The 23,597-nt window shown below is 30.6% G+C and carries 14 protein-coding genes; 7 read left to right on the forward strand and 7 right to left on the reverse strand.

Annotated elements, in window-relative coordinates:
* Nucleotides 1–42: 42 nt before the first annotated feature.
* Together F7018_RS13050 and F7018_RS13055 are read right to left on the reverse strand one after the other, a co-directional pair.
* A complete protein-coding gene (locus F7018_RS13050; protein WP_217701379.1) occupies nt 43–1,005 on the reverse strand; it encodes a tetratricopeptide repeat protein in 963 nt (320 codons plus the stop codon).
* A 68-nt stretch (nt 1,006–1,073) separates the two neighbouring features.
* Nucleotides 1,074–3,047 (reverse strand): YgiQ family radical SAM protein, encoded by a 1,974-nt coding sequence (locus F7018_RS13055; RefSeq protein WP_150900505.1) that lies wholly within the window; start codon nt 3,045–3,047, stop codon nt 1,074–1,076.
* Nucleotides 3,048–3,169: 122 nt separating this feature from the next.
* Here F7018_RS13055 and F7018_RS13060 point away from each other — a divergent pair, with 122 nt between their 5' ends.
* Both F7018_RS13060 and F7018_RS13065 read left to right on the forward strand, forming a co-directional pair.
* Complete coding sequence (locus F7018_RS13060) at nt 3,170–5,029, forward strand: M61 family metallopeptidase (protein WP_150900506.1); 1,860 nt, start codon at nt 3,170–3,172, stop codon at nt 5,027–5,029.
* An 84-nt stretch (nt 5,030–5,113) separates the two neighbouring features.
* Nucleotides 5,114–5,674 carry a hypothetical protein gene (locus F7018_RS13065; RefSeq protein WP_150900507.1) on the forward strand — a complete coding sequence of 187 codons (561 nt, stop codon included), beginning with the start codon at nt 5,114–5,116 and terminating at the stop codon, nt 5,672–5,674.
* A gap of 33 nt (nt 5,675–5,707) precedes the next feature.
* On the opposite strand, the gene F7018_RS13070 is transcribed toward F7018_RS13065, so the two are convergent.
* Nucleotides 5,708–6,448, reverse strand: coding sequence for a DJ-1/PfpI family protein (locus tag F7018_RS13070; protein WP_150900508.1), 741 nt, complete (start codon nt 6,446–6,448; stop codon nt 5,708–5,710).
* An 89-nt stretch (nt 6,449–6,537) separates the two neighbouring features.
* Between F7018_RS13070 and F7018_RS13075 the strand changes: the two genes are divergently transcribed.
* Both F7018_RS13075 and F7018_RS13080 read left to right on the forward strand, forming a co-directional pair.
* Complete coding sequence (locus F7018_RS13075; RefSeq protein WP_150900509.1) at nt 6,538–8,466, forward strand: CocE/NonD family hydrolase; 1,929 nt, start codon at nt 6,538–6,540, stop codon at nt 8,464–8,466.
* 2 nt (nt 8,467–8,468) lie between these two features.
* A complete protein-coding gene (locus tag F7018_RS13080; RefSeq protein WP_150900510.1) occupies nt 8,469–9,323 on the forward strand; it encodes a DUF3667 domain-containing protein in 855 nt (284 codons plus the stop codon).
* Between the two features lie 13 nt (nt 9,324–9,336).
* Here F7018_RS13080 and aat read toward each other — a convergent pair whose 3' ends face one another.
* Both aat and F7018_RS13090 read right to left on the reverse strand, forming a co-directional pair.
* A complete protein-coding gene (gene aat / locus F7018_RS13085) occupies nt 9,337–9,963 on the reverse strand; it encodes a leucyl/phenylalanyl-tRNA--protein transferase (RefSeq protein ID WP_150900511.1) in 627 nt (208 codons plus the stop codon).
* Between the two features lies 1 nt (nt 9,964).
* Nucleotides 9,965–11,344: a short-chain fatty acid transporter gene (locus tag F7018_RS13090; protein WP_150900512.1), complete on the reverse strand. Its 1,380-nt coding sequence runs from the start codon at nt 11,342–11,344 to the stop codon at nt 9,965–9,967.
* 156 nt (nt 11,345–11,500) lie between these two features.
* On the opposite strand from F7018_RS13090, the gene F7018_RS13095 reads away from it, so the two are divergent.
* From F7018_RS13095 to F7018_RS13105, 3 genes are all read left to right on the forward strand, one after another.
* Complete coding sequence (locus F7018_RS13095) at nt 11,501–13,057, forward strand: NAD(P)/FAD-dependent oxidoreductase (RefSeq protein ID WP_150900513.1); 1,557 nt, start codon at nt 11,501–11,503, stop codon at nt 13,055–13,057.
* Nucleotides 13,058–13,141: 84 nt separating this feature from the next.
* Entirely contained in the window at nt 13,142–13,765 is a 624-nt protein-coding gene (locus F7018_RS13100; RefSeq protein ID WP_150900514.1) for a YqaA family protein, read from the forward strand.
* A gap of 18 nt (nt 13,766–13,783) precedes the next feature.
* Nucleotides 13,784–14,026 carry a DUF1456 family protein gene (locus F7018_RS13105; RefSeq protein WP_150900515.1) on the forward strand — a complete coding sequence of 81 codons (243 nt, stop codon included), beginning with the start codon at nt 13,784–13,786 and terminating at the stop codon, nt 14,024–14,026.
* Nucleotides 14,027–14,280: 254 nt separating this feature from the next.
* Here the strand turns inward: F7018_RS13105 and F7018_RS13110 are convergent, their stop codons facing one another.
* Nucleotides 14,281–23,037: a LamG-like jellyroll fold domain-containing protein gene (locus F7018_RS13110; protein WP_150900516.1), complete on the reverse strand. Its 8,757-nt coding sequence runs from the start codon at nt 23,035–23,037 to the stop codon at nt 14,281–14,283.
* Between the two features lie 10 nt (nt 23,038–23,047).
* Entirely contained in the window at nt 23,048–23,596 is a 549-nt protein-coding gene (locus F7018_RS13115) for a hypothetical protein (RefSeq protein WP_150900517.1), read from the reverse strand.
* Between the last annotated feature and the right edge of the window lies 1 nt (nt 23,597).

Below are 23,597 nucleotides of genomic sequence, written 5' to 3' on the forward strand. Positions count from 1 at the left end.
AAAAAAGGTTGGAAAATATTCCAACCTTTTTTTATACATTATTCACTCAATTTTATGAGAAAAATTTTTAATTTCTTTTTCTATATTTTCAAGCTCCCTTATATAAAATGAATATTTATTCAACTCTTTAGTTTCAACATGTACATGCATTGAACTTAAACTTTCTCGAGCTTTAAATAATTTGTTTGATAGAGTATTATGAAGCTCATGAGATAACTTAGTTTTTTCATCATTAGCTAAAACTATATTATTCTTTTTCCTTTGTTGGATAACCAAACATATAATTCCAACTATTAATATAAATAAACTTAAGAACCCAAGTTTTAAACTAATATTTTCTTGACTTGAAACTTCATTTTGAAGATTTATTTTTTCAGTTTTTAAAAGAGAAATTTCTTTATCTTTTTTAGTACTTAAATGGTTATATCTATCTGCTTTATTGGTAATTTCAGCTTTTTCTTCTACCAACTCATCCTTTAAATTGATATATTTTTTTAAATACTCTTTAGATCCTTTATTTGAGTTTAAATTTAAAACCTTTTCTATAATTTTAAACTTAACACTCTTATCCTCTAAATCAACAGCATAATCAAAGGCTTTCTTTGCATGTTTATCAGCTAAACTATAATTATTTGTTTTCTGATAATAATCACTGATATTTAGATGTATAAAACTTAACCCTCTAGCATTATTCAACTTTTCTCTAACCCTTAAAACTTCTTCATACTTTTTTAAAAGTCCTTTTGTTTTCCCTAAAGCTAAACTACTTACAGCATATCCTTCTAAAAAATTGGCATACTCCTCAGTGTAAATATTTTTAAGTTCAGGTATTTTTAAAGCAATACTAAAATCTTTAATAGCTCTTTCATGCTTACCTTCTTTCTGAGCTGAAAGTCCTTGGCTTAAAAGTTGTTCTAAAACCCAGGGGTTGGAATCAGTTTTATTTTTATCTTGACTAAAAGTAACATTAAAAACTAATAGTAATGAAAGTAAAATATATCGCATTTTCATAACAAATTTGCTCTAAATATAGTTGTTTAAAGCTTGTTATAAAAATCTATAATATCAATAATTTACCTTCTTTTCTTTTTAAAGCCTTTACCTTTATTTCCTCTTGATTTATTCCTAGAATTTCTAGATTTAGGATTAAAAGTTGTAACAGCATCATCAAAGGTATTTCTAGTTTTACCAGCTTTATTTTTTCTCCAAGAAGTATCCTCTGGTAATAATTTTTTTAATAAATCATTACGTCCAACCTTCGTTAAAGTATCTTTAATCCACTTACGATTTTCTTTTTTATACCAAAAGAAAAACTTGTGTTGATCTTCTTTCTCCTTTTTTGTTTTAGGAGTTTTTACTTCTTTTAAAGTATATGGATGATATCCGCTATAATAAATTACCGTCGCAACTGTCATAGGAGTTGGAGTAAACCCTTGAACTTGCTCTAACTGAAATCCCATATCTTTGGTTTCTGCAGCTAAATTTGCCATATCTTCAGCTTCACATGCAGGGTGACTAGATATGAAATAAGGTATTAGTTGAAGTTTTAATCGCTTCTTTATGTTAATACGATCGAACCTATTTTTAAATAAATGAAAATATTTAAATGATGGTTTACGCATTAATTTTAAAACAGGATCGGAAGTATGTTCAGGAGCTACTTTTAAACGTCCGGAAACATGATTCGTCATTACCTCTTCCGTATAAGCATCTAACTCTTTCGGATCTGCATTTTTATTAAACTCAGGCACTAACATATCATGTCGAATACCACTTCCTATAAATGATTTTTTTACTTTTGGATGCGCATCTACCGCCTGATATAATTTTGTTAATGGTTTATGTGAAGTATCTAAATTACTACATATAACCGGCGAAATACAAGAAGGTGCCACACACTTGTCGCAAATAGACTGTACTTTACCCTTCATTTTATACATGTTTGCAGAAGGTCCACCAATATCAGATAGATAACCTTTAAAATCATCCATCTTAGTAACTGCATCTACTTCTTTTAATACAGATTCTTGACTTCTACTTGCTATAAACTTTCCTTGATGTGCAGAGATCGTACAAAAACTACATCCCCCAAAACATCCTCGGTGAATGTTTATAGAAAACTTAATCATTTCAAACGCAGGAATAGGTCCACGTTTATTATACTTTGGATGTGGTAAACGAGTAAATGGCAAATCGAAAGAAGCATCTATTTCTTCTTCAGTCATTGTTGGAAATGGCGGATTAATCATCAGCTTTTTATCTCCAACTTGTTGAAAAATACGACGTGCATATAATTTATTAGACTCCTGCTCTATTACTTTAAAGTTAGAAGCATATGCCTTTTTATCTTTCAAACAAAGTTCATGAGAATTTATTTCTACATCTTTCCAATTCTTGTTTTTTGGTATTTTCTCTCCTTCTTCAATAAGAACTGCTGTTTGTTTAATAGTTCTTAAACTAGAAAACGGTACTCCTTTTTGTAATAGCTCTACTATTTCACGCAAAGGCTGCTCCCCCATTCCATACACCAACATATCTGCCTTAGAAGTTTCTAAAATAGTTGGTAATAATTTATCAGACCAGTAGTCATAATGAGTTACACGACGTAACGAAGCTTCTATACCTCCAATCAATACAGGTACATCAGGAAACTTTTCTTTTAAAATTTTAGAATATACTGAGGTAGCATAATCAGGTCTAAAACCTTTATCTCCATTTGGAGTATACGCATCTTTATCTCTTCTACGTTTACTAGCGGTATAATTACTAACCATTGGATCCATACATCCTCCAGTAACCGCGAAAAATAATCTAGGAACTCCTAGTTTTTCAAAATCTTGTAAATTATCGTGTACACTAGGTTGTGGTACAATTGCTACCTTTAACCCGTAACTCTCTAATATACGTCCAATTACTGCAGGACCAAATGATGGATGATCTACATATGCATCTCCACTAAAAAGAATTACATCTAATTCTTCCCATCCTCTTAACTTAACCTCCTTATTTGTAGTAGGTAACCAATCTGAAACTCGTCTAATTCTCATGCCGTTGCAAAGGTACGATGTTTTAATCGATATTACATATCATAAAAAGATGTTAAATAAGTAACAAAAACTGTAACATAACGTCTTTTGTAGATACTTATCAACTATAACAAAATACAATCATGAAAAAAATCATATTAGGAATAGCTTCGTTAGCACTGTTAGCTAGCTGTTCGTCAACAAAAAAGCTTGCAGAAAGTAAGCCTTTAATAGAAACTACAATTGACATTACCAATGTAGTAGATGATAGAGTTAAAGTAGAAATAAATCCACAAAAAATAAAAGAATCAACCGTTGTATATCAAATTCCAGCTATAGTTCCTGGAACGTATGCCATGAGTAACTATGGACAATTTGCTACAAATTTCAAGGCATTTGATTATGATGGAAATGAATTAACGGTAAAACAATTAGATCAAAATTCATGGCAAATTGATAATGCTACCAAAATGGATAAGCTATCTTATTGGGTAGATGACACTTTCGATTCTGAATTAAAGCATGGAATTTACGTAATGGCTGGAACTAATATTGAAAAAGATAAAAACTTTTTCATAAACCTTCCTGGTTTTGTTGGATATTTCAAAGGGAAAAAAGAAACTCCTTACCAAATTACTGTTGTACATCCATCAAACTTATATGAAACTTCTTCTTTAATTAATAAAAACACTACTAAAGAAGATAATACTAAGGATGTTTTTGTTGCTTCTAGATATGATGAAATATCAGACAACCCAATTATGTATGCTCCGTTAAACTCAATTAGTTTTAATGTAGATGGTATTGACGTTACTTTAGCTGTTTATTCTCCTAACAATGTGCATTCCGCAAAAGATATGGAAGCAGATTTAAAGAAAATGGTGCAAGCACAAAGTAACTTTTTAAAAGGGTTTAAAACAACTAAAGAATATAATATTTTATTATACTTATTTGACCCTAAAGTTTATAACTGGAGTAGTTTTGGAGCTTTAGAACACCTTTCTTCAACTACTGTTGTATACCCTGAAACTTACTCTAAAGAACAATTAGCAGATGGTATGATTAATGGAACTATTTCTCATGAATTCTTCCATATTGTATCTCCATTATCTGTACACTCAGAAGAAATTCATAATTTCAACTTTAACGAGCCTAATATGTCTAAACACTTATGGATGTATGAAGGTATTACAGAATACTTTGCAAATTTATTCCAAGTAAATCAAGGATTAATTACACCACAAGAGTTTATTTCTAAAATGCAAGGTAAAATTGCTACTTCTAAGCGTTTTAAAGATGATATGTCTTTTACTAAAATGAGTAAAAATATTTTAGATAAAGAATATGCTGCGAACTACTCTAATGTATACATGAAAGGAGCATTAATTGGAATGTGTTTAGATATTATTTTACGTGAAGAAACTGATGGTAAATATGGTTTACGTGACTTAATGAGAGATTTATCTAACAAATACGGACAACACAAACCTTTTAAAGATGATGAAATTATTGCTGAGATTGTAAAAATGACAAATCCAAAAGTTGGTGCATTCTTTGCAAATCACGTAGAAGGAGCTACTCCTATCGATTATACTAAATATTTAGATAAAGTAGGTGTAAAAGAAGCTACAAAAACTATGAACTCTGCGTACTTTATTGATGCTAAAGGACAACCTTTTATTTCAGTAAATAAGGACAAAAAAATATTTTTCACTCCAAGAACTAACTCTGCATTAACTGCTTTAGGAGTAAAAGCAGGAGATATATTAGAAGCTGTAAACGGAGAAAAAGTATCATTAGCAAATATTCGCCCAGTAATAGGACAAACAATGCAATGGAAAGCTGGAGATAAAATAGCTTTAGAAGTTTCTAGAGATGGTAAAATAGTGAAATTAGAAGGAGACTTTGTACAGCCAACTTACGAAAGTTCTAGCTTAGTGTTAGAAGAGTTACCAGCAAACAATGCTAAAGTAACTTTAAGAAATGCTTGGTTAAAAAACTAATAACCAAACAACTTACAAACTAAAAGCTGCCAATTGGCAGCTTTTTTTATTTTTCTATATTTGAAAAAACCAACCTACATAACCATGAAAAAAAACATATTGCTTTTAATTGCATTAATTACTTCCCTTTACTCTTACTCTCAAATAAAAAGTGATAAAATTACACCTCCTCAAGAAGGCAAATCTGTAATTTATTTCTTAAGAACAACCTCTTTAGGAGCTTTAATGAATATTAGATACTTTAACAATGGAGAATACTTAGGTCGATTCAAAGGTAGAAACTACATAAGATATGAATGTGATCCTGGTAAAACTTATTTTTGGATTAAAGCGGAAAATATTGATGTTTTAGAAGCAACTTTAGAACCTAATAAAATTTATTTGGTTGAAACCAATGCAGTAATGGGAGCATTCTCTGCTGGTGCTAAATTTAAAATTGTAGATTTTAACAGTAAAAAACAGATAAAGAGAATAAACAAATTACTAGCAAAGAAAGATGCCAAAAAGTTTAGTGATGAAGAATTGAACAAGCAACGAGAAAAAATGGAAAAGACAATTCAAAAAAGTATGAAAAAAGTCCGTTCTAAAATGAAAAAAGGAAAATTTAAAACTTTAACTGGCACAATGAATTATACAGCTGAGTAAAAAAGGAGAGCTAATTGCTCTCCTTTTTTTTATTTAATCGTTCAATATTATATGTGGAACTTTATCAACATCCCAATCAATAACTAACCCTCCTGCTAAAGACTTCGCAATTTCTTTTCCATATAAATATTCACATAAATACAAAGCAGCTTCAAAAGATTTTGCACCCCCAGCCGAAGTAATGTATTTTCCATCATGAACAAATAATACTTCACTCATTATATCTAAATTAGGAAACATAGCACGCATTTTCTCAATATCAGATGGAAATGTTGTTGATACTTTTCCATTTAAAACTCCAGCTTTAGCCAATACAAAAGCTCCATCGCAATGAGAAGTAACAAACTGAGCTTCTTTATCTACTTTTTTTACAAAATTAATTAATGCTTCATTTTCTAAATCGGTATCTAAATGATGTTCAGCACTAGGAACAACCAAAATATCTATTTTAGGCAAACTATCTTTTAGATAGTTAAAATCAGGTAATATTCGCATACCCTCAAATGTTGTAATAGGCTTATCTGTATCAGCCACAGTAAAAACATTCATCGGTTTAATTCCTTTTCTAAAAATAGTATGTTGAAAAATATCAAACGGAGCTGTCAATTCTGTATTAAAAGTTCCATCCATAATTAAAAAAGCAACATTATATCGATCTGGCTTTATTTCAGGAAAGACTTTTTTTGTGACTACTTCTTTTGTTGTTTTTTTGGCTACTGTATTAGTACATCCTAATAACATTAAAATAGAAATACTTAAAACTAAAACTCTCATAAAATATATTTTAAAGCTAAAATATTAAATATTCATAGTTAAACCGCATCAGTTTTTTATATTTACCTCCTAAACAACCAAATATCGTTATGAAACTTTACTTAAAGCTATTTTTAGCTATTTTACTTACTTCATTAAGTTGTACTAAAAAAACAACGCCTAACAAACCTAAAACTTCAAAAAATGATTCTTTTGTAAAAGACAATTACACAAAAAAAGAAGTACGTATTACCATGCGAGATGGGATAAAGTTACATACAACTATCTATTCTCCTAAAGACACTAGTAAAACATATCCAATATTATTACAACGTACACCTTACAGTTGTAGACCATATGGAGAAGATCAATTTAAAAACAAAATTGGCCCTAACTTAAACTTAATGAAAGAAGGTAATATTATTGTTTATCAAGATGTCCGCGGTCGTTGGATGAGTGATGGAGTTTATGATAATATGCGTGCTTATATTCCTAACAAAACAGAAAAACAAGCCGATGAAACTACTGATACTTATGATACTATAGACTGGTTGGTAAAAAATGTAGCACACAATAATGGAAAAGTTGGTACTTGGGGAATTTCTTACCCTGGGCACTACTCTACTGTATCTACTATTGATGCACACCCAGCTTTAAAAGCAGCATCTCCTCAAGCTTGTATTGGTGATTTCTTTTTTGATGATTTTCATCATAATGGTGCTTTCTTATTAAGCTATTTTAAAGTAATCCCATTATTTGGAACTTATAAAGATCAACCAACGGACTCTGCTTGGTACTCTTTTGCTGATATGAAAACGCAAGATCAATATCAATTTTTCTTAGATAAAGGGCCTTTAAAAAACTTAAATAGTTATTTTCAATATGATAAGTTAGACACAAAGTCTCCTGGTAGTGAAAATAATATCGATGATTTCTTTTGGAAAGAAATTGTAAATCATCCAAACTACGATTCTATATGGAAAAGTAAAGGAATTATTCAACACTTAAACAAAGTTCCTTCAACAGTAGCAACAATGGTTGTTGGTGGTTGGTTTGATGCTGAAGATTTATATGGTCCATTAGAAACTTATAAAAACATAGAAAAATACCAACCTAATAATTACAATACTCTTGTATTTGGTCCTTGGGATCATGGAGGATGGTCTAGAAACAAAGTAGCTAATAAAGTAGGAAACTACTATTTTGGGGATTCTATTTCCTTGAAATTTCAAAAAAATGTAGAAACTAAATTTTTCAATCATTTCTTAAAAGGTGATGGTTCTAAAAACAGTGGTCTACCTGAAGCTTATGTTTTTGACACAGGTAAGAAAGAATGGAAATCATACGATGTTTGGCCACCAAAAAACACTCAAAAAGAGACTTTTTATTTATCAGAAAATCAAGAATTGACTTCTACACAAAATGGGGTAGAAAAAATTAATTTTGTTAGTGACATCAAACGTCCTGTTCCTTATTCAGAAGATATTAAAACTGTATTTACACCTCGTAAATATATGACAGACGACCAGCGTTTCGCTGCTAGAAGACCAGATGTATTAGTTTTTGAAACCGATGTATTAACTGATGATTTTACATTAGCTGGTGATATTTTAGCTAAATTAAAAGTAGCTACTACTGGTTCTGCTGCCGATTGGATTGTTAAAGTTATTGATGTGCATCCTCATGATTTAAAAAACGACAATAAAGAAATGCAAACACATTTAAAACTAAGCAACTATCATATGATGGTACGTAGTGAAGTAATGCGTGGTCGTTTTAGAAATAGCTTTGAAAAGCCAGAACCTTTCATTCCTAATAAAAAGACTTCTGTAAATATTAAATTACAAGATGTATTTCACACGTTTAAGAAAGGGCATAAAGTGCAAATTCAAATTCAAAGTACTTGGTTTCCTTTAATTGACTTAAACCCTCAAACATATGTAGACAATATTTACAAGGCTGACGAGAAAGACTTTAAAACACAAACACATACGGTATTTACCGATTCTTCTATTAGTTTAACTGTTCTTAAAGAATAACTATGAATTGTAAAAACTGTAATGAAGTTTTAGATGTAAACGATCACTTTTGTGATAACTGTGGAGCGAAAGTAATTAAAGACAGAATTACTTTCCGCTTTTTAATGGTTGAATTATTTGCTGTATTAGGTTTTGATAGTTTGTTTTTTAAAACTTTGAAAAAAACACTTCAAGCTCCTCATGAAGTCTTGAATGAATACATGAATGGTGTAAGGCGTAGATATGTAAATCCTTTTGCTTATTTAGCTGTGGGGGCTGCTTTGTCTTTAATCATTTATAATTTTTTCTCTGAAGACTATATAAGGATGCAAGGGAGTCTTAACGAATCTCAAGTAAAGGAAATTAAAGAGACTGCTAATAAAGATCTTTCAAATATTAAAAATCTATCAGAAAAAGAGCTAAGGAGAATTAAAGCCCAACAACAGATAGCTAAAAAACAAATTCAATTTATGAATGGTTGGGTTGGATTTGTTTTGAATAATTTTAATATAATGACTTTTTTATTCCTTCCTTTTTATGCATTAATGAGTAAACTTACTTATCCTAAACCTTATAATTATGGTGAGCATATAGTAATGAACGCATACATACAAGGAACAATGATGTTTATTTCTATTATTACTTTCTTTTTAGCAATGCTTATTCACCCAATTGTTTTTTCGGCTAGCTTTTTCTTAACAATCGTATATTACCTTTATGTTTTTCATAAACTATTTAAACATAATTTTTGGAGGTCATTTTTAAAACTACTTAGATTTATTCTTGTTCTAGTTTTATTAGTTATTATACTTTCGATTATTGGAGGAATAATCGGACTAATAATTGGTAAGTTTTTCCCTTCAGTTATTCCTTCTTAAAAATATAATTTATTTATTTTAAATATTTTAGAAAGTCTTCTCTTTCTATTTCATGAGCACCTAAACTAGCTAGGTGCTCATTGTATACTTGACAGTCTATTAATTTATATCCACAATTTTGAGCTAAATGAATAAATGCTACTTTACTCATATTGCTCACTTTACTAAACATACTTTCACCACAAAAAACTCCATTGTTTAAATCAATTCCATACAAGCCTGCAACCAACTCATCGTTTACCCAAACTTCTATAGATTTTGCATGGCCTTTTTTATGTAAGTTTATATAAGCATGTTCCATTTCATTAGTTATCCAAGTTCCAAATTGATCTTTTCTATCAATATTTCTGCAATTAAAAATTACATCTTTAAATGCTTTATTTTCAGTAATTGTATAATTTTCTTTTCTCAAAACCTGTTTCATCGATTTTGATACTTTGACATTTTCTGGAAATAATACCATTCGTTGCCATGGTGAATACCAAATAATAGGTTCCCCTTCATTATACCAAGGGAATATTCCGTTTTGATATGCATAAACCAAACGTTCTACAGACAAATCGCCACCTATAGCTAAAAGCCCGTCTTCTGTAGCTAACTCATATGGTGGAAATTCTATTTTATCGGAAAGCCAAATCATACTAAAACAATAATAATCCTAATAAATAAACAATACTACCAACTACCATAGCTATTAATGTATAGGGTAATATTTCTTTTGCTTTTAACTTAGTAATTCCTAATAATGGTAGTGCCCAAAACGGCTGTAACATATTTGTTATTTGATCGCCATAAGCTAAGGCCATAATTGCTTTAGGTAAAGGAACACCTAATTGTAATGCACTCTCTACTACTATAGGACCTTGTACTACCCATTGTCCCCCTCCACTAGGCACAAAAATGTTTACCAATCCCGAACTAAAAAAAGTAAAAATAGGCAAAGTCGTTGCTGTTGAAATAGACACAAAGAAACTAGAAATTAAAGCTACCATTCCAGTACTTTTCATAATTCCCATGATCCCAAAATAAAGAGGAAATTGAATTAATATCCCTGATACATCACTGATTGATTCTCCTACTGCTTTGCTAAACTTTTTTAAGCTTCCATGCAACATAATTCCTAACCCTAACATAAATAAGTTAATTAGATTTGGTGTTATTTTTAATGCTTTAATTTCATCAAAATATCGATATGAAAATGCTATTAAAATCAAAATTCCAAACACATAAGCTAATACTTTAGATGTATCTAATTTTTCTGCTTTTGTTATTGCTTTTTCATCAACATCCATTTTATACTCTGGTAAATCTATTTTAGTTGGTGCTGCTTTTTTTCCTAAGAAATAAAAAGTACTAGAAACCGCTAGTAATACGATTAAAAAAATAAGCAAATTCCACCAGCTAAATACAGTTTGAGAATAATCTATAATATCAGGTATTTGGGCTAAAACACTTTCTGATGATATCGAATTCATAATACCTTTAATGTGTCCGCTTTCATTAATTTTTATAGGTGCAGATCCTGAAATTCCTCCATGCCATACCATTAAACCTACATAACCAGCAGCACCTATAATTGGGTAATTTAACTTAATATTATTCTTTTGAGCATGTTCGGCTACTTTACGAGCTAAAAGCGCTCCAAAAATTAAACCTAAGCCCCAATTAAAAAAAGCAACTAACATCGTCGTACAACTAACAATAGCCGCACTATTTGCTGTATTGGTACAATATTGCGTTACTCTTAAAATTAAATTACTCACAGGTTTACTTAATACTAGTACATGTCCTAATACTAATATTAACATCATTTGGTAAGCAAAAACCAATAGATTATTATTCCAAACTCCTTTTTCCCAATATTTTAAAACTTCTAAAGAATAATTCCCTACAGAAACATCAATAGGTTTGGTAAATATTAAGGCTAAAATTAATGTGACTAAAGTTAATAGAACAGCAATGGTAAAAGGAGATGGTAAGTATTTTTTAAATACGTTTTCGATAACCTGAGTAATCTTCATAAAACTAAGTTTGTTTTGCTAAAATAAACAAATCAAGCAAACTTTATGAAGGCATATTTTATGACTTCAGGATGCTCTTATTCTATAATAATTTCCACTTATGAGTATTTCATTTCTCTTTTAGCGAGTAAATCAAAATTTACCTAGCTTTGCAGCATGGTAAAAGAACTTCAACTACGAGTTAATTTAATAGAAGAAAGAAAGGAAGATATCTTAAAAAAGAAAGCTTCTAAAAAGTTAGAAATTAATATTGCTTCCATCACAGCAATAAAAGTTCTTAGAAAATCTATTGACGCCCGTAAAAAAGATGTTATTTTCAATTATAAAGTAGCTGTTTATATTAACGAACCTTTACCAGAAACTCCTGATTATGTTTTCGATTATAAAGATGTTTCTAATGCAAAAGAAATTCATATCATTGGTTTTGGTCCTGCAGGAATGTATGCTGCTCTTCGTTGTATTGAATTAGGTTATAAACCTATTGTTTTAGAACGTGGTAAAAATGTACAAGATCGTCGTAGAGATTTACGTGCTATTAATCAATTTCATGATGTTAATGAAGATTCAAATTATTGTTTTGGTGAAGGTGGAGCTGGGACTTATTCTGATGGAAAATTATATACACGTAGTTTAAAACGTGGTGATGTTCGAAGAATATTTGAAAATTTAGTGTACCATGGAGCTACTGAACAAATTTTGATTGATGCTCACCCACATATTGGAACTAACAAGCTTCCTAAAATTATAAAAAACATACGTGAGAATATTTTAAAATACGGTGGTGAAGTTCATTTTGATTCTCGAGTTACCGACTTTATTATTAAAAATAATAAACTACAAGCTATTCAGTTACAAAATGGTACTGAAATGACTGTAAACTCAGTAATATTAGCTACTGGACATTCAGCTAGAGATATTTATGAATTATTACATAAAAAAGACATTTTATTAAAAGCTAAATCATTTGCAATGGGAGTTCGTGTGGAGCATCCGCAAGAAATTATTGATCAAATTCAATATAGCTGTACCGGTCAAAGAGATGAATTATTACCAGCTGCTGCATATAGTTTAGTTCATCAGGTAAATAACAGAGGGGTTTATTCTTTCTGTATGTGCCCTGGTGGTTTTATTGTTCCTGCAGCTACTGCAAATGGTGAAGTTGTTGTAAACGGAATGTCGCCATCTCGAAGAAATAACAAATTTGCAAATTCTGGAATTGTTGTTGAAATTAACGTTGATAAAGACTTACCTAAATATGAAAAGTTTGGAGTACTTAAAGGACTGCAATATCAAAAAGATTTAGAAAAATTAGCGTTTAATGCAGGTGGTAGAACTCAAGTTGCACCGGCACAACGTTTAACTGATTTTGTTGAAGGTAGATTTTCACACTCTTTAAATGAAACATCCTACCAACCTGGACTAAACTCTTCTCCGATACATTCATTACTTCCAAAATTAATTGGAAGTCGATTACGAAAAGGTTTTACTGCCTTTGGTAAAAAAATGCATGGATATTATACACAAGAAGCGAATATTATTGGGGTTGAATCTCGTACCTCATCACCTGTAAACATTCCTAGAAAAGATAACTTAGAGCATCCGCAAATAGCTGGTTTATTCCCTTGTGGAGAAGGTGGAGGTTATGCTGGAGGTATTATTTCAGCTGCCATGGATGGAGAACGCTGTGCTGAAGCTGCTATTGCTAATTTATAATTAACAATATTTCTTTGATTTATCTGTAATTACCTTGTATTTTTGCCCCTTCCAAATGACTTTAGAAAAATAAGTAGAAAGAAAGTGGAGAAAAAAAGAAAGAAAAAAAAGAATAAACCTCACGTTAAAAGACTACATACCTACTACCAACGTACAGGTTTTTATATGTTTATATGGGAAAGTTTGAAAAAGGCTTTCTGGCCAATAGTGGGGGCAGTTGTAGGTATATATTTATTTAATAAATACGTTTATAATATTAATGATGGTTTACAAGCCATGACCGAAACTTTTTCTAGGCTTGGTGTTTTAGTTACCTTCTTTATATCTGAAACAATCTTAGGATTAATTCCGCCAGAAATTTTTATAGCATGGTCTAAGAAAACTGCTAATCCAGTTTTAAACTTATCTATTTTAGCAACTTTATCATATTTTGGAGGTCTTACTGCTTATTTTATTGGTAGAGCTTCTTTAAAAATTGAGTCTATTAGAACTTATTTAGAAGTTAAAATGGCTAAAAACCTTAAAAACACTAGTAAATGGGGTGGATTTCTAATTCTTGTTGGAGCATTATTACCTTTACCTTTTGCTATTAGTTGTTTAACAGCTGGTATGATTAAATATCCTTTTAGAAACGTAGTACTATTTGGTTTATTCCGTTTCTTGCGTTTTGCCATTTACGCGTGGGCAATTTTTAAAATGGTTAACTAATTAATATATATTACTATTATGGGTGGATTATCTAACAATGATGTTTTTAAAAAATTGAGAGTAGCTCATAAACTACGAGATACTGATATTATAGAAATTTGTGCTTTAGTTGACTTTAAAGTTTCTAAAAGTGAATTAGGAGCTTTTTTTAGAAGTGAAGATCATCCAAAATACATGGAATGTGGAGATCAAATTTTGAGAAACTTTTTAAACGGTTTAATCATTCATTTAAGAGGTCCAATGCCCGAAAAGAAAAAATAAAAACAATAAAAAACCTTCTGAAAATCAGAAGGTTTTATTTTTCCCCTTAAATTCCCCTTCCAGTTAAAAACTGGACGAAGATGGTACAAATATATATTGATGACTTAGATAAAAAAACGGGATTTCCGCAATAAAAAATGCAGATTTCCGCAAAATGCAAAATTATTTACATAAGCTATTGATAATTCCATTTAAAAGCATTAAAAAGGGGCTGTCTTAACAGCCCCTTTACTTTTTATTAAAATTTGGAATATTTATTTAACAATTAATTTACGCTTCTCTCTTTTTCCATTTACTCTTAACTCATAAACATAAACACCTGTTTGAAGTTTATTTCCTCTTACTTGACCATCCCAATTTACTTGGTGTTTAACATTACCTTTTACTTTTCCAGCTATAAAAGTATGTAACTTTTGGCCTAATAAATTATATAAACTAAGATCTACATATCCATCTTTAGAAATACTAAAACTAATTTGAGTATAGGAATCGATTGGATTTGGTACATTTTGAGATAATGATAACTCATAATTGTTACTCAATACATCTTCTCTAGATTTTAATGTAAATTCATAAGGAACATTCATATTTCCTAACGTTTTATCTACAATAAACTCTTCTACATTATCTAAATCAAATAAATTAACTCCATCATATAGTTTGAAACTAACTTCCTCTTGGTTATTACTTCCAACTCCAATATAATAATGATATTCGTTATTAATAAACTCCGATTTAGAAACTCCTCTTAATTCACCATTAACAAATGCTAAAATAGTTTGTGCTTTTGATGCGTCTAAATTTTCATCAGTTATTACACCATTCAAATACATAAAGTTAGCATACTTATTAATATCTATTTTAAGATCTAAGTCTTTATATGACGGCGTTTCTTCTAACTTACTTGATAATTCTTCAACTATTTCTACTTTAGATTCTGAATTTCTAGCTATTGATCTTGCTGCTCCACTCTTAACAATACCTGAGTAATTAATTGCTCCAGCATTTTGCGATTTAAAGATATAACCTAATCCAGGAGTTAAGTGTGTTAAACTACCTCTCCATCCTTCAGAAGTTGAATACTCTGCAAACAACCCTCTTCTTTCAATTCTATCTCCTTCACTAACATTTGTTGATGTAAATGATCGTAATGCATATCCTGTACGCTGTAAATCATTAGGATAAAATGGGATCGCATTTCTTGTGTTTCCACCGTTTATAGTTAGGTTAGTATCTAAGTTAACTGGAACCCCACTTATTTCAATATATTTAACATCTTCGTGTGTAGGTGCTACATTTACTAAATAAGCTTTTGTTACATCAATTTCTGTTAATCCTCCAGTAAAAATATTGTTACTTCCTAATACCGCTACTTTATTCTCTAATAAATCAAGAATTTGAGAATTAACTGGTAGTCCTTTAATCGATGTTAATGATAATTTATTAGACGCTTGATTATCTTTTAAATTAAAACTTAACTCTTGATATCCTGATACTACTGGTATTCTACGAGTAACTTTATTTCCTACTGTAAACTTTACTGGAGCTGAATTTGACCCTATTGTAGCATTTGAATTAAAGCTATAGTTCTCAACAATACCTTCATACTCGGTACATTCTGAAGCATCCCATACTTTAAAGTTTAAAGCAGCTGTTTCTCCAATATTTCCAAATACTGTTAAGTCTACCAAACCATTTGCTCCTACTTTTGCATATCCTCTTATTTGATTTCCTACATAAGCTTTTACAACATCGTTTATATCTACAGAGTTTTCTGAGTTAATAACTAAATTACCTTTCATATTCATTGAGAATGGATAATTGTTTTCAAAACCAGCCTCAACTGTTGGTTCTGGACATTTAACCGTAACCTCAACCCTAAAGCTTTCAACTCCTAATTTTACACCTGTATTTCTATTACTAGTTTTAATATAGATTGTTGCTGTATGAACTCCTGGATTTAGGTAATTCTTAACCTCAAACTCCAAATCTCTATTTGTTTCTGTAGCTCTAATTATATTTAAAGCATCTTTATCAGGGTTTGCTCCTTTGTTTACACTAAACCAAACTGGTAAATTTTCAAAAGTATAAGCTACATCTACTCCTCCTTCTTCATTTATTAAATCTACATAATCAATTGTTGTTGCTTCTCCTTGATTTTGACTTATTGAAATATTGTTATGACTCCATTTTAATTTACTTCTGTTTACAATAAAGCTCCAAGATGTTTTATCTATTTTATTTCCTAATGGATCTTCTAATTTTTTATCTTTTACAAAGACCGTTAATCTAGCTCCTTCTACAAACTCTAAATCTGAAATCTTCATATTAAAATTAATAATCGTATTATTTTCAGACATTGTTGTTGTAAACTGAATATCATCAACCATTTTTGTTTTATCTAATGGTGCAGCCTCTTCATTAGTAACAAAATCAATTCCTACAGCTGTTGTTCCTTTAGCCGTTCCTGTAAAATCTTGAATTGCTTCATCTGGTTCTCCATCTACTCCTTGTTTTGCCAATGTGTTATTATTAAATACAAAATATGCTTCCAAGGTATCTTCATTACCTAATAATTGATTTTTAAAATTACTAGCTATTTGTAATGGTGTTCTAGCCGATTGCCACAGTCTCATTTCATCTAAAGCCCCCACAAAAGAATCTGATGACACCATAGGAGAAATTACTAAATTCTCAGTATTGGCTTCGTTTCCTATAGTTGAAATATTTCCTGAACCAACTTCTCCACCATTAAAATAAATGACAGCATTTCCATTAGTTTTATCATATACTACAGCAACATGTGTCCATTCAAATGGCTGAATTCCTCTAGTAGATTTTACACCATCATTTGTTATTATTTTACCATCTGGCATTAATGAAACATGATAGTTTTCTCCTTTTTGAATAATTGGAATATTAGTTCCTGAAGGATACTTAGATGGATTTACCCACATCTCAACTGTTAACTTATCCTCTAAGTTAAATTTATCGTTATGAGGAATTGTTATTAAATCAGCAACATTATCTAATTTAACAGAAGTTAATGGTTTTGGTACACCTCCTAAAATCCCTCTCATTGCTAATGAATTTAAGTTTACAGTAGCTGGGTTTATAGGTGCTGAGAATTTTGCTGAAATAGTTCCTGTTGTAAAAATCCCACCATTGTCTGGTGTTGTCAATACCAACTGAGGTGCATCTCTAGCAATCTTTCCTTTTACAAATGGTGTAGGATTCTTTCTGTTATTAGGGTTATCTGATCCTCCATCACCACACACTGGTACAATTCTAAAGTTGTATTCTCCATTTGTTAATGCAGATACATCTGCACTATACTCTACTTGATCTGTTTTAGAGTTCAAGTGCGCTTTTAAAGTCTGTAGATTTAATTTCTTTAAAATTTTAGGTGTGTTATTTCCTTTAATAGTATACTCTAAATCTACTGAGAAATCTTTATCATCTGGCATTCCTTTTAACTCTGGAATTCTAAATGTAAAATCTAATTTCTTTTTATCAGAACCATTTACAATCCAATCGTCTTGTGGAGCATCTGCTGTAATTTCCTCTACACAAGCTCCTGTAAAATGAGCTGTTACTAAGATTTCTGCATAAGGTTTTACTCCTACTTCGTTATATTCGTCAACTCCATATGAACGATATCTATCTCCTGTTTGCTCACATTCTGAATACATTTGTATTTTGATATTCTCATATGATATTTCAGAAGGGGCATCGGTTCCTCTTGAAATTCTTAATTGTGCTTTGATTTCATTCTTAACTCCTGTCGGTGAACTTGGATCTAAATCGAATACAAACTTTGAAGATGTTGTTGGTTCAAAAATAGGTGACTCATTTAAATTCACCACGGCTCCTAATGGATTTGAAGCTCCAGCCATACCTACTATATAAGTTTTTCTGGTAGCATCTTTTGCAATTTGCGTATTACGTAATGTTAAGTTAAATAAAACTGACTCATCACCAGTTCCATAACCTACTACTTTATCTACAATTAATTCTACTCCTTCTCTAGGTACTGTTCCTGATTCAAATGGACAAGAACTTCTTCCTCCATTTGTTAAGAACATTGGAGTATCATATTCAGGATCTCTTCTTATTAATACATCAAAATGATCTCCTGCATCATCATCATTTAAAGTAAAACTATCTACTCTATTGTTTCCGTTTTCATCAGTATCTGTTCTACTATTAAAGTTATGAACTTTTGTCTGGTTTTCTAACGTAAGCCCTACTCCAAAAACTGTAAAATCTGTTGAAAAACTAACTCCTACGTATGGTCCTCCACTAAACGAATTCCCTGTACTTTTTGTTTTTCCTCTAGATAATGTATAACTAATTTCTGTTAATGCATCAAAAGTAATACGCTGATCTAATGCAGATGCATTTAATCCTGCTCCACTTTGTCCTACATCATTATCGTTAGTAAGCTTTTTAGTTGTTGAACTAAAGTTTGGTGCACTATCAAAATATGCTTTCGTTCGCTTATCATGATTCTTTTTAATAATAGCGTTCCATCTAGAAATTTGATGTAAATAATTAACTATATCCTTATCTTCTCTATCTTTTGGAGTGCTTGCTAATAACTTTTCTAAAGTTCCTTTTAAATCTAAATAATCTCTGTCTTTAGGTGGACTTACTATGTTATTATTTTTATCATATTTAGCTATTGCTAATTGATATAAATTAGGTATTACAATGTCATTTAAACTTTGTTTTGTATAAGCAAATGGTGTAATTGTAGATGGTTTTGCTACCTTACTTGAGCTTTCTACTACTGGCGAACATCCGTTTAACTTTAATACTTGTCCTGTTCCAAATGTAATTACCTTAGAAGTACCTATAAATACATCGGCATCTTCACCTACATAAGTTGGATCTGAAGGTGTTGAAATGGATTTTTCTAGGGTTACTGTTTCAGAATTACCACTATGTCTTACATAATCGAATTTTCCTCCTATTAGTCCTTTAGTATCACTACTTGTTTGAAGTGCTGGATTTACAAAACCTGCCACAGTTCCAACTCCTAATGGCGCTGCTACTACTCCTGTTAAAATTTGTTTTTTAAATTTTAATTTAGCTCCAATTGAATTATCTATTTCTAAACCAATTCCATTTTCTGCTGAAAAAGAATATGAATAGGTAGCTCCTTTAGCTAAAGTTGCAGAACTGTTATCTCCTGGAGGATCGTGTAATACAAATCCTACTTGTGGTTCTACTAATGTAAAATCTGAATTTCCTTGACGAGCTCCTAAAATAATTGCTTTTTTAGTTACTGATGCAGTTCTTCCATTATGGCTTGCTGAGATTAAAAAGTTTCTTGTATGATCTCCTAAAAAGTTTGGCGATGATACTTGTGTAATGATTTCTAACAGTCCCTTACTTAAAGTAGTTCCTGATAAATTACTATCTGATAAAATAGCATCTCCACCAAGCGTCACCTCAGCTCCTTCAACCACACATTTGTTTGCTCCATATCTTTCAAAAACGCTAACATCCATTTTAAATCCATCATGAGAATTAAATGTATAGCTTCCATCACATGTACTATTGATTTGTTCCCCAACATAATCTCTCATATTACCAACATCTCTAACACCAGCCATATCAAACTTAAATAACTCTATTTCAATTTCTATAGGGTTTCTAAATTCGAAATCATAAATTACATTACTTCTACGTAAATCTATAATAGGGCTATCCAATTTTCTATTACTATCAACATTGGTAATCTCTACTCTATATTGACCAGGTAATAAATCGTTTACTGTAAATACTGTTGCATTATTATTAAAGTTTGCTACACTAATTGTTTTTTCAAACTTTGGAGACTCAATATCTGTACGGACTATTTTTCCTGTCCAAGCTCCCACACTATTATTACATGGAACTACTATGTTTCCTATAAAACTACGACGCGTAGTATTTTCAAAATTCACATTTTGTAAAGGCTCTTCTAAAACTACTTCATAACTATTTCCTTTAGGGTTTAAGCTTTCATTGGTAGCCTTATATGTATACTCAACCTCTCTAACATATTGTTTATGCGTAGTATTATCAAACTTACATCCTCCTTCAAACTGTAAATAGTTATTTTCTAAATCGCTAGTAACTAAATTAATTGCTTTAGTTCCATACTTTTGATCAAAGCTATACAATAATGTTAATTGAGATTTTTCTGTTGTAAGATGTTTACCTTCTCTTATCTTAACAATATCCTCTTCTTCAAGTGCTGTAGTTCTATACTCTAATAAATCTACATGTGATTTTGAAAAATTAACATACTCACCTGCTTTTTCTTCTGCTCCTACTACTAAGTTACCAGCTATAGCTAAACTACTTAAAGCTGTGTTCTTCCTCTTATTATTTACATACAGCGACATTGTTCCTTTTGCCTTGTCGAAATTTATACTGAAGAAAGAAAATTGTCCCGGGCTATTTGTTGGCAATGTTTCCGATAACTTTACTTCAGTTCCTTTATACACCTTTAACGTTGTATTATTAACTAACTTTAAACTTAAAGTTCCCCATTGCAAAATTGTTTGAACTGCTGGAATTTCCTCTTCTGTATTTGTTCTTAAAAATGGTCTGATGAAACCTGACCAAACAAAACTTTCTCCTTCATTCGTAATAGATTTAGAAGAACGAGCATATCCTGTTTTTCCATCAAAAGCTAAACTTCCTTCATTTAAACGCTCTTCATTTGCTAATGATAATCTAGCGCTAGGTGTAATGATATGTTTTCCAGGAGCTGTTTTAATAGCATAAGTTCCTGTATTATCTGTAGTAACTTTAGCATCTTCACTACTTTGAATTACTGAACCGTCTACCTCAATTGAAGTTCCTCTAATTACTGGATATAATTCTTCTCCTACTTTATATGAAATAACTCCAGTTACTGGTAAACTAGATACATCATTAAAGTTTACAGCTGTAACCTCAGCACCATTTAGTCTTCTTGGTACACCTACCAATCTATTTTTTGGTAAAAATTCAAATCTCGGTTTTGATGGTGTTACTGTATATTCAAACTTATTATCGTTATTTGTTACACCTTGAATCCCGGTATTTAATGTATTAAACTCATAGTTTCCAGTTTCATTGGTATATGTAGCATATGTTATTTGTGGCTGCTCTTCTGCTGCTAAATGTTCTAACTCACTTTCAGTTTCTGCTATATACTGTCCTCTTCTTGTTGGTGAATAGTTAAATGCTTTATGTGTATCGTTAAAATCAAAACGATAATAAGCAAACAAACCTTCTACATCTCCTCCAATTATATGATTTGAATATTTACTTATCTCTAATGCTGTTCTTGGTCTATCCCATAAACGAACCTCATCTAAATAATACGTTACATTCACTGTTTCATTTAAAGAAAATGCATTTACACTACTTAAGTTCAAGTTTAGTAAAGTAGCTGTACTAGCGTTATCAATAGGATTTCCATCTTCATATAACGTTCCACCAGAAGCACTAAATACAAATGCATAATGATGCCAATTTGCATCTGATGTTCTTGTTCCTTCCAAGTAATTAGCACCATTAACTTTTACTATTATTTTATTTCTCTGAAGAACTAACTCGCTATTCCCTACTTTTAAAATCTTATTTTCTCCTTCCGATGCAGTAGGAGTTTTATACCAAAATTCTAATGTAGCCCCTCCTTTAGCTTTTCTAAAAGCATCGATATTTTTTATTAATAACGGCTTTTTTCCTTGTACAAATTTTAAAGCTCCACCTGGGTTTATATTTCTATCAGCAATTGCTTCTACTTTTGCATATTTGGTAGCTACATTTGACGAAGTTTCAATGATTCCACTTACTTTTCCATTTGGCAATACAAATCCTACATCTTTTCCCGATAATGTTGTTGCTCCATTTTTTTTAGCTTCAACTGTGTATTCGTATATTTCGTTTGGTAAAATTCCTCTATCAACGAAAAACAAAGACTCTGAGGGACTTCTTGTTTCTGTATCTTTTAATGAATGTACTACTGTACTGGTAGTTCCAGCTCTTAAGTTTCTTCTTTTTACATCATAAGCCTCAACATTTCTTACATGTTGCCACTCTATTAAAATACCGTTTGTACCTGATAACAATGGATTATCTATACCATCTCCATCACTTGCTCTAACAATAATTTTATTCAAGTTTAATATAGGGTGTGCTATATCTGATCCTATTCTTCCAATTGCATTTGTTTTTAAACTTGATGAAAATTCTGCTTCTTTCACCAAGTTATCATCTGGAAAATATTCATATAATAAATTTTCCCAAGAGACAGAAGTTAAAACATTTCCTCCAAAATAATCTTCGTTTTTATAGTTAGTATTGGTATAAACTATTTCTAAACCATTATTTTTTAATTCTGATAATGAGTTTTGAGTTTCTTTATAAAAAGTTCGATATTGTTCATCTTTTATTTGATTTTTACTCTTTACATTCGACCAACCTCTATATTCTGCTAAAAACAAATCGGTTTTCTTATCACTTGAAAAATATAATTCATATACATCAAAAGTAAGTTGGTTATTAAAGAAGTACTCATCACCATCTATATATACTCTTAATTCATTAAACTCCTTATCTAAAGTAATAGCATAATGATGCCATGTATTTTTAAATAATTTATCACTAAGTAATAAATTTCCTACCTGCTCATTATCGCCTACTTTTAAAGTAACTTTATCTTCTTCTATACTTAAAGTAAACTCTTTAGTACCTGTTTCTAAATTTGAAAATTGCCAATTAACAGCTTCAGTATTCCCTGAACTTGCTGTATTATGCATTCCCCAAAACTCAATGGTTGCTTTTTTATTTATTCCTTTATCTAACAAACTTTTTAAGTTTGTTTGTGGATTAAATATCCTACTATACTTTCCCTTACTTTGTAATTGCAGTACCGCTAAATCATACGATTGTTGAGCGTGTACAAAAGAAAAAGAATGCAATAGTGCTATGATTAAATAGCCTAAAATTTTATTTTTTTTCATCGTTATTATTTTAAAGTACGTTTGCTAATTTTTCTATGGTGAATCGATATTGATCACCTACTTTTTTATTCCCAACTAACAACTGATTTTCAGAATCTTTAAACACATTTACTCCAATGGTATTGTTATCCATCTGTACTAGTCCTTTGGTAGGATTATTTAAAGGAGAAATTAAAACCTTACCTGTTCCAGCAAATTGAATTTGCCATGTATATTCATTTAGTTGTTCTGGATTTTCAATAGTTGAAAAAACTATTTCATTCGAAGTATTATTAAATTTTAAAAAGTATTTTTTCTGCTTTGTTGAAGCAATTAACACCTTTCCTTTTTCTAACCTTTTCAAAATAAAAGATTGTAAATAACCATCTTTTTTATTGAAGTCAGAGCTTGATTTCTTGATTAAACTTATAGAATTGTTTGAAATATTATGGAACAAAACCATCTCATTTCCATCTACCAATTTGGTATTGGTAAACCTATATAACTCTATATCTTGAGCAATAGTTATCCCTGCACCTATGAAGAATAGGTACAAAAACAAAATAAATTTGTTTCTCATT

This window comes from Tenacibaculum aiptasiae (genome assembly GCF_008806755.1).
GTDB lineage: Bacteria > Bacteroidota > Bacteroidia > Flavobacteriales > Flavobacteriaceae > Polaribacter > Polaribacter aiptasiae.